Genomic DNA, 12,861 nt, shown 5'->3' on the forward strand with positions numbered 1-12,861 from the left:
CGGCATGGACTCCTTCCCATGCTGATGGTCGCTTTTTTATTCTTCTGCCTCGATCTTGCTCAATCATCAGCTAACATCTGTAGAAAGCGAGCTTCATCTATTACGTCCACCCCCAGTTCCTTCGCCTTTTCCAATTTGGAACCTGCACTCGCGCCTGCAACCACATAATCCGTCTTTTTACTAACACTTCCTGTTACTTTTCCACCCAGCGCCTCGATTTTCTCTTTTGCTTCCTTCCGTCCCATCGCTTCCATCGTACCCGTAATAACGACAGTCTTATCTGCAAATGGACTATCGACAGCCCCTTTTTCTGCCTGTGTCAATCCTTTATAGCGGAAGTTAACACCCTCTTGCTGTAAGCGCATCAACATCTGCTCTACTTCTGGCTTGGCAAAATACATCCTTACACTATCTGCCATCCGCGGTCCGATTCCCTCAATTTCTTCCAGTTCCTCGCTACTGGCATGGCGTAAGCGCTCCAAATCACCAAAGTGTTCCGCAAGAATCTGTGCCGCCTTCGCACCGACAAACCGAATACCTAAACCAAAAAGAAGCCGTTCCATCGAATTTTCCTTGCTGCGTTTAATCGCAGCTATGAGATTATTAACTGATTTTTCCCCCATGCGATCAAGCGGAAGTAGGTCTTTCTCCTCCAACGTGTATAAATCTGCCACCGATTGTATGAGACCCGCTTCAAACAGCTGAATGATCACTTTTTCTCCCAAACCATCGATATTCATCGCGCCCCGTGAAACAAAATGAATCATTCCTTCCCGAATCTGTGCAGGGCATTCGGGATTAATACAGCGAAGAGCCACTTCTTCCTCCAGGTGCACCAGCTGACTCTCACAAGCTGGACAAGAAGATGGCATGTGAAATTCTCTTTCCGCTCCCGTCCGTTTCTCTTCTAGCACGCTGATCACTTCGGGAATAATGTCGCCTGCTTTCTTTACTTTCACATGGTCGCCCAACATCAGTCCTTTTTCACGAATGATCTCCTCATTATGTAAAGAAGCACGACTTACGGTCGTACCTGCTAACGAAACAGGCTCTAAAATTGCTGTTGGTGTTACCGCCCCTGTCCGCCCTACCTTGATCTCAATATCGCGTAACACTGTAACTGCTTCCTCAGCAGGAAATTTATAAGCGATTGCCCAACGAGGGCTTTTCGCTGTAGTGCCCAAAGCATGATAATAACGACGTTCATTCACCTTGATCACAATACCATCAATCTCATATCCAAGGTCGGCGCGCGCCTGTTCCATTTCATCAATATACGCCACAACCTCTTCTATCGTTCTCGCAACACGCCGCTTAGGGTTTATTCGAAACCCTAATTCCGCTAGCCAGTCCAGATAGGCAGAGTGAGTTGGCGGTGTTTCTTCCTGTACCATGCCTGTCCCATACAAAAAGAGATCGAGCGAGCGCGCTGCCGCCAATTTTGGATCCAGTTGGCGCAACGATCCTGCCGCTGCATTTCGCGGGTTGGCAAAGATGGCCTCACCCTTCTCTCTCTTCTTTTCGTTAAGACGAGTAAATGCAGAGCGCGGCATAAATGCTTCGCCACGCACTTCTAAAGTAACAGGTTTATTTAACTTAAGCGGGAGAGAGCGAATGGTCTTCAGATTTTGTGTAATATCTTCTCCTATCTGACCATCCCCACGAGTCGCTCCCCGCACAAAACGACCTTCTTCATATAAAAGGGATACCGCTAATCCATCTACTTTTAATTCACATACATACTCCATCTCAGTTGTCCCCAGTAAGCGCTTGATGCGTTCATCAAAGTCACGCAAATCTTGCTCATTAAAAGCATTACTCAGGCTAAGCATCGGTACCTCGTGCTCCACTTTGTTAAAATGAGGCAAAGGCTCCCCCCCGACACGCTGTGTCGGAGATTCGGGCACGATCAAGTCAGGAAACTGGGCCTCCAACTCTAGCAATTTTCTCATCAAGATATCGTATTCCGCATCTGATATCTGTGGTTCATCCTGTTCGTGGTAGTAGACATTATGTTGGTCAATCTCGCGGCGCAGCTCTTCTATCCGATTCTTCGCTTCTGCCTTTTGCATGCGCACCTTCTCCTTTTCTTAGCTATTCACTTTTTCGATCGGAGCATAGCGCGCTAACAGACGCTTCACTCCCACTGGAGCGGGAAAGGCGATATTTAACTCTACTTCATCCCCATCAGGTTGTACTTTTACGACTGTTCCCTCACCCCACTTGCCGTGACTCACTTTATCTCCTACATACCATTTTGTCGTCTCATTTTTTTGCGGACGACGCGGTTTTTGCATACGCGTGGTGGATGGGCTCTTACTAGCACTAGCACCCCTCTTATTAACCCGCTCCATCAATATGTCTGGAATCTCCGCTAGAAAGCGTGAAGGCAAGTTAGACTGTGTTTGTCCAAAAAGCATCCGTGAATCCGCCCTTGTTAAATAAAGCTGTTTCTCAGCTCGCGTAATACCCACATATGCAAGGCGTCGTTCTTCTTCCATCTCATCCTCTTCTTCCAAAGAGCGTATATGCGGAAAGAGCTTCTCCTCCATTCCTGCCAAAAAAACATAGGGAAACTCCAACCCTTTTGCACTATGCAAAGTCATTAAGGTAACACTTTCTCCCTTATCTTCCCCTTCTTCATCTAGAGTATCTACATCTGCTACCAGTGCCAATTCAGTTAAAAAACCGATTAACGATTTATCTTCATTTTTCTGCTCATACTCTTGTCCAACAGAAAGAAACTCTTCTAAGTTCTCCAGTCTACCTGCTGCTTCAATCGTTCCTTCTTTTTTTAATTCTTCTCGATAGCCTGAGCGCTGCAATACTTCTTCAATCAATTCGACCGCCGATAAATATTCTGCAGTCGCATGTAATTGACTGATCAAGCTGACAAAACTGTGAATCGCACTCTGGAAACGAGCCGTCAATCCAATCTCTTCTGCTCGCTTCAAAGCCTGAAAGAGGGATAAACCTTGCTTTTGAGCATAAATAGTAATCTTCTCCATCGTTCCTTGACCAATGCCACGACGGGGGACATTAATCACCCGGTTCAAACTGATATCATCATCAGGATTTACAACTAGACGCAGATAAGCCAGTAAGTCTTTAATCTCTTTACGTTCATAAAACTTAATCCCACCTACAACTTGATAAGGGATATTAGATTTAACCAATACTTCCTCAATCACTCGTGACTGAGCATTAGTACGATATAGGATAGCAAAATTGCTGTATTTCCCTGTACTCCTAGCTTGATTCACAATGGTATCAGCGATAAAATATGCCTCTTCGTGTTCGTTGCCAGCCTCAAACAAGACAACCGGTTTTCCTTCTTGATTCTCAGTCCATAGCTCTTTCGGCTTCCGCTGACGGTTGCGACTAATCACCTGATTTGCTGCTTCTAAAATCATCTTGGTAGAGCGATAATTTTGTTCTAACTTAATAACAGTCGCATCAGGGTAATCTCGTTCAAAATTTAAGATATTGCTAATATCAGCACCGCGAAAACGATAGATGGACTGATCGGAGTCCCCTACCACACAAATATTGCGGTGACGTGCCGCCAGTAGCTTCACTAGGGAATATTGCACATGGTTCGTATCTTGGTACTCATCCACATGGATAAACTGAAATTTACGCTGGTAATAATCGAGCACTTCAGGAATTTGCTGAAAGAGACGTACTGTTTCAACTAAGAGATCATCAAAGTCGAGTGACTGATTGGAACGCAATGTCTGTTGATACGACTCGTAGATAGAGGCCGTCATTTCATCCAGATAACTTTGTGCCCCCTCCCTCAAGTCCTGGGGACGCTTCAATTCGTTTTTTGCTTTACTCACCTGTGCCAGCAATTTACGTGGTTCATACTTTTTGGGGTCCAGATCCAATTTTTTTAACACTTGCTTCATAACTGTACGCTGATCCGTCGAATCCAAAATCGTAAAGTTACGGGAATAGCCGATCCGGTCAATATCGCGTCGCAAGATACGAACACACATCGCATGAAAGGTGGAGATCCAAATATCTTCCGCTTCATGACCGATTAAGTGATGGATCCGCTCACGCATTTCACGTGCCGCTTTATTGGTAAACGTGATGGCAAGAATATTCCAAGGCAGAATCCGCTTCTCTAACAATAAGTATGCTACGCGATGAGTTAAAACGCGTGTCTTCCCACTTCCCGCCCCCGCCACGATAGAGAGCGGACCGTCTGTCGTTACCACCGCTTCTTTTTGCATCGGGTTAAGTCCTGTTATCAAATTTGTTGCCTCAATCATGTTGGGGTCCCCCTTGGAATCATCCTTCTCTGTTTTTACGCAAATGATGTAATAGAGACTCTAGCTGTTGCTCCTGCCAGCCCATCCTCTCTTTCTTCACCCATTTAACTGTTTCAACGGCCTGTTCTATATTGCGGTACACAAGGTTTCCAACTACAACCGTATCTGCATGCTGCGCCATCGTTCGCGCTTGCTCTTCATTGGATATTCCCCCTCCGTAAAAGAGGCGCGTCTTCTCCAACCCTACTTTTGCCGCTTCTACCTTACTCACATCTCCATACATCCCGCTGTATTCCACATAACAAATGGGTAAATGAAAGAGTTTTTCTGTCATCCGTCCATACGCAATCATACTGGGGTCATCCACTTCCGTATGGCTCTCTGTCAACTTCGCTACTTTGGAGTCTGGATTTAAGATGATATACCCTTCCACCGCTAACAGATCCCATGGAATCCATTGTCCCACTTTTTTCATCACTTCAAAATGAGCACCTTTAATCCAATAGGGGTTGTCCGTATTTAGTACCATCGGAATCAAGTACCCATCAAAGCCGAGTACGACTGCCTCTGTCGTAGAAATTTCTTGAATGCATTCAACCGAATAATTGCGTAAGCGATCTAACAACTGATTCGTATTTTCGTAGGTGACCCCATCCGTTCCCCCTACAATAATCGCATCCGTTCCCGATTGGCATATCCATTCTAATGCCTTATCCGACAAGCGACGATTGGGATCTAACTTAAACACATGGCGCCATCTTTTTATTCGCTCACTTAGCATTCACTGCACCTCCTTATGATCAATCTCTCAGGCTCCATTATACAATACGGGTGTACAGAGATGAAAGAATGAGTAACCGCTCTTTCATCCCTCAAAAGATAAAGCTGGATCTAAACATCCCTAAAGTTGTTACTACCAACTCCTGATCCCCTTGATCAAACCCGTAACCCAGTCTATCGTAACAAAGACCGCCTGCCCACAAGGACAGACGGTCTACCAAAACCGGATCTTCTAAACTATTTCTTCGCTTCTTCTTTTTTATCATCATCTAGTAACCCTGCTGTCGATTGTTTAAACTCACGCATCGTTTGTCCAACTGCTCTTCCCAATTGCGGAAGCTTACTTGGACCAAATACGATAAGCGCCACAGTTAAAATTAGCAACAAACCTGGAATTCCAATTGAGGCCATGTTCGTACCCTCCTTCTCTCCTTATATTGTAACAAAGACTGCTGTTACTAACATAATGAGAATACCTGTCACCAAACCAGCAATCCCTGCTGGGGAAAAGAGATTCTCTTTCCGCTCTGCCCGAATCATCTTGACCACTTCAAGCACGACTTGAAAAATAGCCCCCGAACCGATTGCCAAGAAGACAAGCGCCCACACTTGGGAATAGAGATACCCACCAATCCACGTACCAAAAATAGCTGGTGCTCCGCCTAACAATCCTAGCAAGATCAAATGCATTATCAAGCGGGAACGCTTCATCTTCTCACGAGCAATCGGTGCGACAATTGCTAAGCCTTCTGTAATGTTATGCAGGGTAAAACCCATAATCAAAAATGCACCCAGCGCCACCTCTCCTAGCGAGAATGAAGCACCAATGGCTAAACCTTCACCTAGATTATGAATGCCAATGCCGAAAGCGATCAGGTAGGAAATCATGAGTGGGCCTGAGAATCCACTCTTCTGATTAAGCTTAGATTGCCCATAATCTCCCACACTCATCAAAAGTAAAAAGGTGCCCAGCCCAGAAAATAATAATAAGCCTATTCCTTGATATGCATCTGGCAATTCATTTGCTAACTCCCATGCTTCAACCAACGAGTCAATTCCAAGGAAAACAAGTAGTCCCGCCGTTATTGACAAGATGAAAGTATAAGCATTCCCTTTTAATTGCGAGACGAACGGCTTCCACAGTAGTCCAAGTAATACAGGAATCACGCCAACAAAAAGACCGATCAACGCAAACAGTATTAGACTTTCTCCATTAGCTTTGGGTGCTTCCATCGCAATCGGCACCTCGCCGGTAAACTTGGTTCCTACTTCCGTAAGCACTGTAACTTCATAGGGTTCGCCATAGACCCAATGATGACTGATCGTTAGCTCCGCTTCATCTAAACGATCCAGTTGAGCTTGTGGTTCAATCTGCGCTTCCCAGATTGCCCCATTTACCACCACCTGCGTAATGGTAACAGGATCTGCCCCCGTATTGGTCACTTTTGCCTTAATTACTCCCTCTTCCATCCAGACTCGATCAAAAGTAATCTCCTCTTGTGGGATATCGCTCGGCTGAAAAACGCGCTCAATACCTGAAAATAAACCGACAATCACTAGCGCGAGCAATACGATCGGTAACAGCCCATATATCCACTTTTTATACGTGCTCATTTTAATTTTTCACCCCTATTCCTTTACGTTGAATACACCCATCCAACCCAGCTCGGAAAATTCACTCTGGTGTGCATGGAACATAAACTTACCTGGAAACTTAAAGGACATCTCCAACACACTGCGCTCACCTTGACACAACATGACTGTATCCGTAAATTCATAATGATCCAGCTGTGTTCCTGTACGGAAGAGCTTAAACAGATTCCCATGAATATGGAAAGAATTAATGAGATCAAATTCCGTCACATTTACAAGGTATATACGAAGTTTTTCTCCCACTTTTACATCGATCATGCGATCCATATACGCATTGGCAAATCCATTTACAGTGTAAAACTCATTCTCCTCATCAAAGTCTGTATCGAAAGCGTTCATAACCATCACCATCTCATTCGCCTCTTCACGGGGTTCCTTCGGATCAATGATAAAAGCGCCATACATCCCCTTCTCCATATGTTTTTTCAATGGCATCACGTGACAGTGATACAGATGACAGCCAAAAGGTTCTGCCGTAAATTCATAGGTAAAACTCTTTCCTGGGTAAACAATTTCATACACACCATCCATATTACCTGGGTGAATCCCATGAAAGTGAATCGTGTGCGGGTGAGACGCTGAGTTCTGGAAGGTAATACGAAGCAAATCCCCTTCTGTCGCTCGTAATGTGGGACCAGGCACTTGTCCGTTATACGTCCAGGCGGGATAAAAAACGCCGGGTGCGATCTCTACTTCCTTCTCCATCGCCGTTATTGTATATTTGCGTAGTGTGCGACCATCCTCTAATTTCTCTACCTCACCGTAATCAAACTCTTTTAAAATACGGTGGGCATTGTCTAGTGACTCCTTCGATGCCTTTTTCGTCATTTTATTTGGGTCCATCTTATGATCACCAGAACCATGAGACATACCACCCATGGCATGACTCGTACCCGTCTCAACACGGTTTCCGTTTCCTAATAAACCTGGTAGTAACATCGCACCAGCTGTCCCTAACACTCCACCAATACCAGCTTTCAAAAAGTGGCGTCGAGACCATCCTCTTTTTTGGTAATCCTTCTTTTTATCTAAACTCAATTTGTTTCCCTCCCCCAACTTTAACTCCCAAAGTAAGCCCACCACCAAGTTGGATATGGGCAAAATAATAGCGTTAAGAAAATATATGACCTATGCTACATTTTATTCGTCATTTGATAATGTGTAAACCCCCTCTTCACAAATGTTTAACTACCGTCGTTCATTTTTGTTTGTAATCCTTTAACGCAACTTCTCGGTTTACTCCAACTGAAAAAGACTGTCCCCTATGGTGAACAGTCCTGTGCTGATAACGATCTATACCTTTTACACTCTCTATTCCTAACCGTTCTTCTCTTTATTTTTAATGGCGTCCAACGCTAATGTATATCCATCCGTGCCATAATGAAGGCACCGTTTAACACGCGAAATCGTAGCTGTACTAGCTCCCGTCTCCGCTTCAATCTGATTATATGTGTAACCTTCACGCAACATCCTGGCTACTTCTAATCGTTGCGAAAGCGATTTCATTTCTCCCACCGTACAAAGGTCATCAAAAAACTGATAACATTCTTCCATGTTTTCTAAGCTTAGTACCGCTTGAAATAATTGCTCGATCTCTTTTTTATTTAACTTGTTTAACTGCATATATCCGCTACCCTCCTCCGCCATACTTTCACCCTTTACTGTATACAATTTGACATTGGTCTGTCAAAGCCCTGCACTTTTTCTATACTCACCTCTCTCTTCCCATCTCTTCCATCTCCTACTCCCAAGGAATCATTTCCTCCCTTTTTGTACGTGTATGAAGGGCGATGTGCGCAAATACTACAAGCAGACAGTATGATAAAGGAGAGAATCTCATGCAAAAAAACATTGGTCATTTAGATGCAATTATTCGTATTTCAGTCGGTGCAGCGGGTCTTGCTTGGAGTACCTCGCGAATGGTTCTTCGTCCTCATCATTTTGCTCCATTACTTCTCGCTCTGCTCTCAGGGATGAAGATTGCAGAAGGGATAGTACGTGTCTGTCCTATGCTCTCTATGATGGGAAAAAGCACACTGGGCTCAGAGCATGAAGGGCAATCCCAAAGCGAGTGTAAACCAAAGGATATTCCTCTACCATGAACACGATGCTGGGTAAGAACGATCTTTTCGGTTTCTACAGCTGGTTTGAGTTTAGTGAAACCCTAACCGACTACGGCTATATCATCCTTACTGTTATCGGATCCCTTATCGTTGTCGGCATTGCTTTTTACAATCTTAAACAAAAAGCAAAATAATGTTGGTTCTAACCTCCCTCCCCTTGCATATTCTGTGTATGGATGAAATTGGGGGAGGAATATGTTTTGTTTATCAAAAATTGTTTAACACCTTGTAGCCAAATTAAACCGATCGAAGTAGACAGCAGTATTCGCAAGGCGATTTCTCATCTCCGCACCTTGCGTCTTGACACAATTCCCGTAGTGGATTCTGCACAATCTTTCGCAGGAATTACGGGTTATTCATATATCATGAAGTACCTCTTGGAGCAAGAAGATGCTCACATTGATCACCACAAGTGGGATCAACCGATCTCAGCGGCCCTTCATCCGATTCGACCACTTCATATTTTGGACGACTTTGAAGACACATTGCCCTACTGCACACGGTATCCTTTCGTACCGGTAGTGGAGGAAGATGGAGAAACCTTTGCTGGAATTGTGAAGATAGGTGACATTGAAAAGGCACTCACCTCCACCTATGGACATGAAGTTGAGGGAGTGCGCTTCCTCCTCGGAGTCTTTATTGATATGCCTCATCAATTAGAGCAACTGATGAATGCTATCAAACCCTTCGATGTCAATATTATCGCAATAGCCTCATTTGATGCTGGAGAAAGTTACATCCGGCGTATCTTATTAAAAGTGAAGTCTACTCCCCATATACAAGAAATGGAACATGCATTGGAGAGAAAAGGATTTCGGGTGCTTAATATTAAGCACCAATAGCCAAACAACTAATCGTTGCTCCCTTTTTTCACAGAAGAAGGGAGCAACTTTTCTATGTAAGAAGACTGGATTATTGCAATCCCTCCCTACTTCTCTATCTGAAAAAGCTTTCTTCCTCTAGCAAGTTATTATACACTAAACATATGATACAAGGGAGTGATTCAATCTATGTTTATCAAAAATTGCTTATCGCCTCAAGATTCGATTGAGACAATCACACCATCTACTACAATTCGTCAAGCGATTACTACGTTGTCTGAACTTGAATTAGAATCTCTACCTGTCGTAGATGAGCACGGAACGTTTCTCGGCATCACAGGTTATACTTATATTTTTAAAGAAATCTGCACGGGTTCGCTCGCTCTAGATGAGACTGCTTTTGATCAGCCAGTTATCATTCACAAAATGAATCCGCTACTCATCACCGATGATTTTGAAGATACCCTCCCTCTCATCGTACGCTATCCATTTGTACCGATTGTAGACGAAGATGGGTACAGTTTCTTGGGAATTGTGAAAATAAGCGATATTGAGCGAGGACTCGTTTCCACTTATGGAAATGATGTACCCGGCACTCGCTTTCTGCTCGGTGTATTAAACGACGTACCTCATGTACTAGAACATGTTCTCGATGCTGTTAAGCCCACAGACTCCAATATTATTTCCATCGCAACATTTGATGCAGGAAGCGATAATGCACGACGTATTCTCTTAAAAGTAGAATCAGAAAAAGATACGGAGAAAATCAAAGAGAACCTAGAGCAAAGCGGCTTTCGCATCTTAAGCATCAAAGAGAAATAACTAAAAAATCCACGCTCACGATTTTGTGAGGGTGGATTTTTTACCCTTATCAGCAGGGGATCAGTCGTAAACATAGAAGTGGTAGGAGAAATCATTACGTGTCATATCGATACCTTCATGATAAAATAATAGCATAAGAACATATGATCGATATCGTAAGGGGGTTATTCCACATGTTAAGCCAAGCAGAAAAAGAGACCGTGATTCAATTTGACGAAGCTAATCAACAAGCAAAAGTGTATACTGCCAGCTGGGATATGGCACGTTCCTTAAAACGCGCCGGGTACCAGCCAGTGAAAAAAGCGAAGGGTGCTTGGTGGTTTGAGATTCCTGTTCATGCCGTTCGCATTGAGGGCACGCATGATTCCCTCTCCATCGGTTAAACCTTGGTACTACTGCACCGAGGTTTTTTATTTACAATGGCAACACCCCGATTTGAGCGCTATTTCCTGCTTTAGCGCTCAAATCGGGGTGTTGCTTCAATCATTATGACTTTGCCTTTGCTTTTTTCTTGGGTTTCGTCTTCTCATACTTATCAATCATCTCGTTAATATCACCCACATCTTTTACCTTGCCTTTTTCTAATATCAAGGCACGATCACAAATCTTGCGCAATGGATCGAGGCTGTGCGATACAATTACTAGCGTCTTTCCTTCTCTCCTTAATTCCTGCATCTTTTCATTACATTTCTTGCGGAAGTCCTTATCGCCCACCGCTAAAACTTCGTCCACAAGAATAATGTCTGCATCAATATGGATAGCAATGGAGAATCCCAACCGCGCTTTCATCCCGGAAGAGTAAAACTTAACAGGCGTGTTGATAAAGTCCCCTAGTTCGGAGAACTCTTTAATCATCGGGGTTACTTCTTCCATGCGCTCTCGGCTCAAACCAAAGATAGCACAATTGAGACGAATATTTTCTTCACCAGTAAGATCCCGACTCAAACCAGCTCCCAATTCGATTAAAGGTGCTACTTTTCCATTAATCTTTACCTTCCCATTATCTTGGTGAATTATACCACTTAACACTTTGAATAGTGTACTCTTACCTGCCCCATTCTTCCCGATTATCGCATATCCTTCCCCTTGCTTTACATTAAAGGAGACATCCTCTAGAGCCACAAACTCTTCATACTTTTTTTCTCGCTTCGCCAACGTGATGAAGCGACCCTTAAGCGTTTTATCATATGGCTTTCGGAAATGTTTTGAGACATGTTCAACAACGATCGCATCCATGGTTTAGATCACTTCCCCTACACGACGGTTCAAGCGTTTAAAACTTACCCAAGCGACTACAAATAGAACAGTTACAAAGAGTATGCAATATATGATACCATACCTGTCTACAGCCCCTGTTACGTCCCCTGAGAAAAAGAGTTGTTGGTACAAATTAATAATAGGTACCATCGGATTCAAATTATATAAGAAAACAAATACTTCTGTCGTCATACCAAACGGAAGATTTACTTCATCCACTTTATCCATCAAGTACTTCACCGGATAAATAATAGGTGTAAGATACATCCATCCTCTTAACACCAGATTAATAATAAATTCAACATCACGGTAGTATACATTAATTGCTCCCAAGAGCAAGGCAAAGCTAAAAGCAAGGATAGATTGTAAAAGAATCAATCCTGGTAGGTATAGAAAGTGGAGCCATTGAATTTCACTCGGGTTAAAAATGAGCGCGGCTACGATAACCAACAATAACGCTGGAACAAAATTAACCATATTAGCTAACACATCTGTCAGCGGGAAGATCTGTCGTGGAAAATATATTTTCTTTAATAACGAACCATTTCGTGAAAGAGAAGTCATGCCTCTTTTTAATGTATTGTTAAAAAACATCCAAGGCATCATCCCAGCTAAGATAAACAATGGATACTTACCTTCAAAAGGTTCAGCCCATCCCCTACCTATAACCGAAAAAACCAAGGCATAAATCATCATTAATCCCAATGGTTCTAATAATGTCCAGAAAAAACCAAAAAAAGAATTGCGATACCGTATGCGAATTTCTTTGTGTACAAGGAAATAAATCAGTTCTTTATATTTTATCAGCTCTCGAAACATATAGCGACTCCTTATCTCATTTCAATGAACAAAGTAGCTACACCATATAACAGGATAGATCAAAATTACTGCGGGTCGCTTCACGCTACACTTTCATCCTTGTCCATTATTGTATGATAAATCTAAAAAGCAAACAATGAATGATCATATATTAAAACAGAAGCTAGCTCCAATCGCAATATAGAAGGATTCAAAAATAAACGATTTCCAATAAAACACCTCATTTATCATAAAGGATTATTGACCGATTTTCAAGGCAAGAGTCTCTTTGGCGACTCTCTAATATAGAGAGGGGAAGCAAAGCTA

Annotated in this window: 15 protein-coding genes; 5 read left to right on the forward strand and 10 right to left on the reverse strand. The window is 43.2% G+C overall.

All coding sequences use genetic code 11. The annotated features are described in order from the left end of the window. Nucleotides 1-59: 59 nt before the first annotated feature. From ligA to NXZ84_RS10485, 8 genes are all read right to left on the reverse strand, one after another. On the reverse strand, nucleotides 60-2,072 hold the full coding sequence (ligA, locus tag NXZ84_RS10450) for an NAD-dependent DNA ligase LigA (protein WP_258840196.1): 2,013 nt from the start codon (nucleotides 2,070-2,072) through the stop codon (nucleotides 60-62). Between the two features lie 18 nt (nucleotides 2,073-2,090). Further along, nucleotides 2,091-4,280: a DNA helicase PcrA gene (gene pcrA / locus NXZ84_RS10455; protein ID WP_258840197.1), complete on the reverse strand. Its 2,190-nt coding sequence runs from the start codon at nucleotides 4,278-4,280 to the stop codon at nucleotides 2,091-2,093. 19 nt (nucleotides 4,281-4,299) lie between these two features. Continuing rightward, complete coding sequence (gene pcrB, locus NXZ84_RS10460) at nucleotides 4,300-5,061, reverse strand: heptaprenylglyceryl phosphate synthase (RefSeq protein WP_258840198.1); 762 nt, start codon at nucleotides 5,059-5,061, stop codon at nucleotides 4,300-4,302. A gap of 91 nt (nucleotides 5,062-5,152) precedes the next feature. After that, nucleotides 5,153-5,329, reverse strand: coding sequence for a hypothetical protein (locus NXZ84_RS10465; protein WP_258840199.1), 177 nt, complete (start codon nucleotides 5,327-5,329; stop codon nucleotides 5,153-5,155). Then, nucleotides 5,298-5,471 carry a twin-arginine translocase TatA/TatE family subunit gene (locus NXZ84_RS10470; RefSeq protein WP_258840200.1) on the reverse strand — a complete coding sequence of 58 codons (174 nt, stop codon included), beginning with the start codon at nucleotides 5,469-5,471 and terminating at the stop codon, nucleotides 5,298-5,300. The genes NXZ84_RS10465 and NXZ84_RS10470 overlap by 32 nt, the downstream gene beginning before the upstream one ends. A gap of 21 nt (nucleotides 5,472-5,492) precedes the next feature. Next, nucleotides 5,493-6,674 carry a ZIP family metal transporter gene (locus NXZ84_RS10475; protein WP_258840201.1) on the reverse strand — a complete coding sequence of 394 codons (1,182 nt, stop codon included), beginning with the start codon at nucleotides 6,672-6,674 and terminating at the stop codon, nucleotides 5,493-5,495. 15 nt (nucleotides 6,675-6,689) lie between these two features. Continuing rightward, nucleotides 6,690-7,751 carry a multicopper oxidase domain-containing protein gene (locus NXZ84_RS10480; protein WP_258840202.1) on the reverse strand — a complete coding sequence of 354 codons (1,062 nt, stop codon included), beginning with the start codon at nucleotides 7,749-7,751 and terminating at the stop codon, nucleotides 6,690-6,692. Nucleotides 7,752-8,030: 279 nt separating this feature from the next. Continuing rightward, on the reverse strand, nucleotides 8,031-8,336 hold the full coding sequence (locus tag NXZ84_RS10485; RefSeq protein ID WP_258840203.1) for a YerC/YecD family TrpR-related protein: 306 nt from the start codon (nucleotides 8,334-8,336) through the stop codon (nucleotides 8,031-8,033). Nucleotides 8,337-8,551: 215 nt separating this feature from the next. Here NXZ84_RS10485 and NXZ84_RS10490 point away from each other — a divergent pair, with 215 nt between their 5' ends. From NXZ84_RS10490 to NXZ84_RS10510, 5 genes are all read left to right on the forward strand, one after another. Beyond that, complete coding sequence (locus NXZ84_RS10490; protein ID WP_258840204.1) at nucleotides 8,552-8,815, forward strand: YgaP family membrane protein; 264 nt, start codon at nucleotides 8,552-8,554, stop codon at nucleotides 8,813-8,815. Continuing rightward, the gene (locus tag NXZ84_RS10495; RefSeq protein ID WP_258840205.1) at nucleotides 8,812-8,970 is read left to right on the forward strand and encodes an EYxxD motif small membrane protein; all 159 of its coding nucleotides are present in this window, start codon (nucleotides 8,812-8,814) and stop codon (nucleotides 8,968-8,970) included. The genes NXZ84_RS10490 and NXZ84_RS10495 overlap by 4 nt, the downstream gene beginning before the upstream one ends. Before the next feature lie 66 nt (nucleotides 8,971-9,036). Further along, on the forward strand, nucleotides 9,037-9,678 hold the full coding sequence (locus tag NXZ84_RS10500; protein WP_258840206.1) for a CBS domain-containing protein: 642 nt from the start codon (nucleotides 9,037-9,039) through the stop codon (nucleotides 9,676-9,678). Between the two features lie 168 nt (nucleotides 9,679-9,846). After that, a complete protein-coding gene (locus tag NXZ84_RS10505) occupies nucleotides 9,847-10,479 on the forward strand; it encodes a CBS domain-containing protein (RefSeq protein WP_258840207.1) in 633 nt (210 codons plus the stop codon). A 173-nt stretch (nucleotides 10,480-10,652) separates the two neighbouring features. Next, nucleotides 10,653-10,862 carry a hypothetical protein gene (locus NXZ84_RS10510; protein ID WP_258840208.1) on the forward strand — a complete coding sequence of 70 codons (210 nt, stop codon included), beginning with the start codon at nucleotides 10,653-10,655 and terminating at the stop codon, nucleotides 10,860-10,862. Nucleotides 10,863-10,965: 103 nt separating this feature from the next. On the opposite strand, the gene NXZ84_RS10515 is transcribed toward NXZ84_RS10510, so the two are convergent. Beyond that, nucleotides 10,966-11,715: an ABC transporter ATP-binding protein gene (locus tag NXZ84_RS10515; RefSeq protein ID WP_258840209.1), complete on the reverse strand. Its 750-nt coding sequence runs from the start codon at nucleotides 11,713-11,715 to the stop codon at nucleotides 10,966-10,968. 3 nt (nucleotides 11,716-11,718) lie between these two features. Further along, entirely contained in the window at nucleotides 11,719-12,555 is an 837-nt protein-coding gene (locus NXZ84_RS10520; protein WP_258840210.1) for an ABC transporter permease, read from the reverse strand. Nucleotides 12,556-12,861 lie beyond the last annotated feature (306 nt).

This window comes from Mechercharimyces sp. CAU 1602 (assembly GCF_024753565.1).
In the GTDB taxonomy this organism is placed as follows: Bacteria; Bacillota; Bacilli; order Thermoactinomycetales; family JANTPT01; genus Mechercharimyces.

Excerpts from the sequence above, each read along its gene's own strand:
- ligA (WP_258840196.1), bottom strand. The coding sequence starts at position 2,072 with ATGCAAAAGGCAGAAGCGAAGAATCGGATAGAAGAGCTGCGCCGCGAG.
- pcrA (WP_258840197.1), bottom strand. The coding sequence starts at position 4,280 with ATGATTGAGGCAACAAATTTGATAACAGGACTTAACCCGATGCAAAAA.
- pcrB (WP_258840198.1), bottom strand. The coding sequence starts at position 5,061 with ATGCTAAGTGAGCGAATAAAAAGATGGCGCCATGTGTTTAAGTTAGAT.
- NXZ84_RS10465 (WP_258840199.1), bottom strand. The coding sequence starts at position 5,329 with ATGATGATAAAAAAGAAGAAGCGAAGAAATAGTTTAGAAGATCCGGTT.
- NXZ84_RS10470 (WP_258840200.1), bottom strand. The coding sequence starts at position 5,471 with ATGGCCTCAATTGGAATTCCAGGTTTGTTGCTAATTTTAACTGTGGCG.
- NXZ84_RS10475 (WP_258840201.1), bottom strand. The coding sequence starts at position 6,674 with ATGAGCACGTATAAAAAGTGGATATATGGGCTGTTACCGATCGTATTG.
- NXZ84_RS10485 (WP_258840203.1), bottom strand. The coding sequence starts at position 8,336 with ATGCAGTTAAACAAGTTAAATAAAAAAGAGATCGAGCAATTATTTCAA.
- NXZ84_RS10490 (WP_258840204.1), top strand. The coding sequence starts at position 8,552 with ATGCAAAAAAACATTGGTCATTTAGATGCAATTATTCGTATTTCAGTC.
- NXZ84_RS10495 (WP_258840205.1), top strand. The coding sequence starts at position 8,812 with ATGAACACGATGCTGGGTAAGAACGATCTTTTCGGTTTCTACAGCTGG.
- NXZ84_RS10505 (WP_258840207.1), top strand. The coding sequence starts at position 9,847 with ATGTTTATCAAAAATTGCTTATCGCCTCAAGATTCGATTGAGACAATC.
- NXZ84_RS10510 (WP_258840208.1), top strand. The coding sequence starts at position 10,653 with ATGTTAAGCCAAGCAGAAAAAGAGACCGTGATTCAATTTGACGAAGCT.
- NXZ84_RS10515 (WP_258840209.1), bottom strand. The coding sequence starts at position 11,715 with ATGGATGCGATCGTTGTTGAACATGTCTCAAAACATTTCCGAAAGCCA.
- NXZ84_RS10520 (WP_258840210.1), bottom strand. The coding sequence starts at position 12,555 with ATGTTTCGAGAGCTGATAAAATATAAAGAACTGATTTATTTCCTTGTA.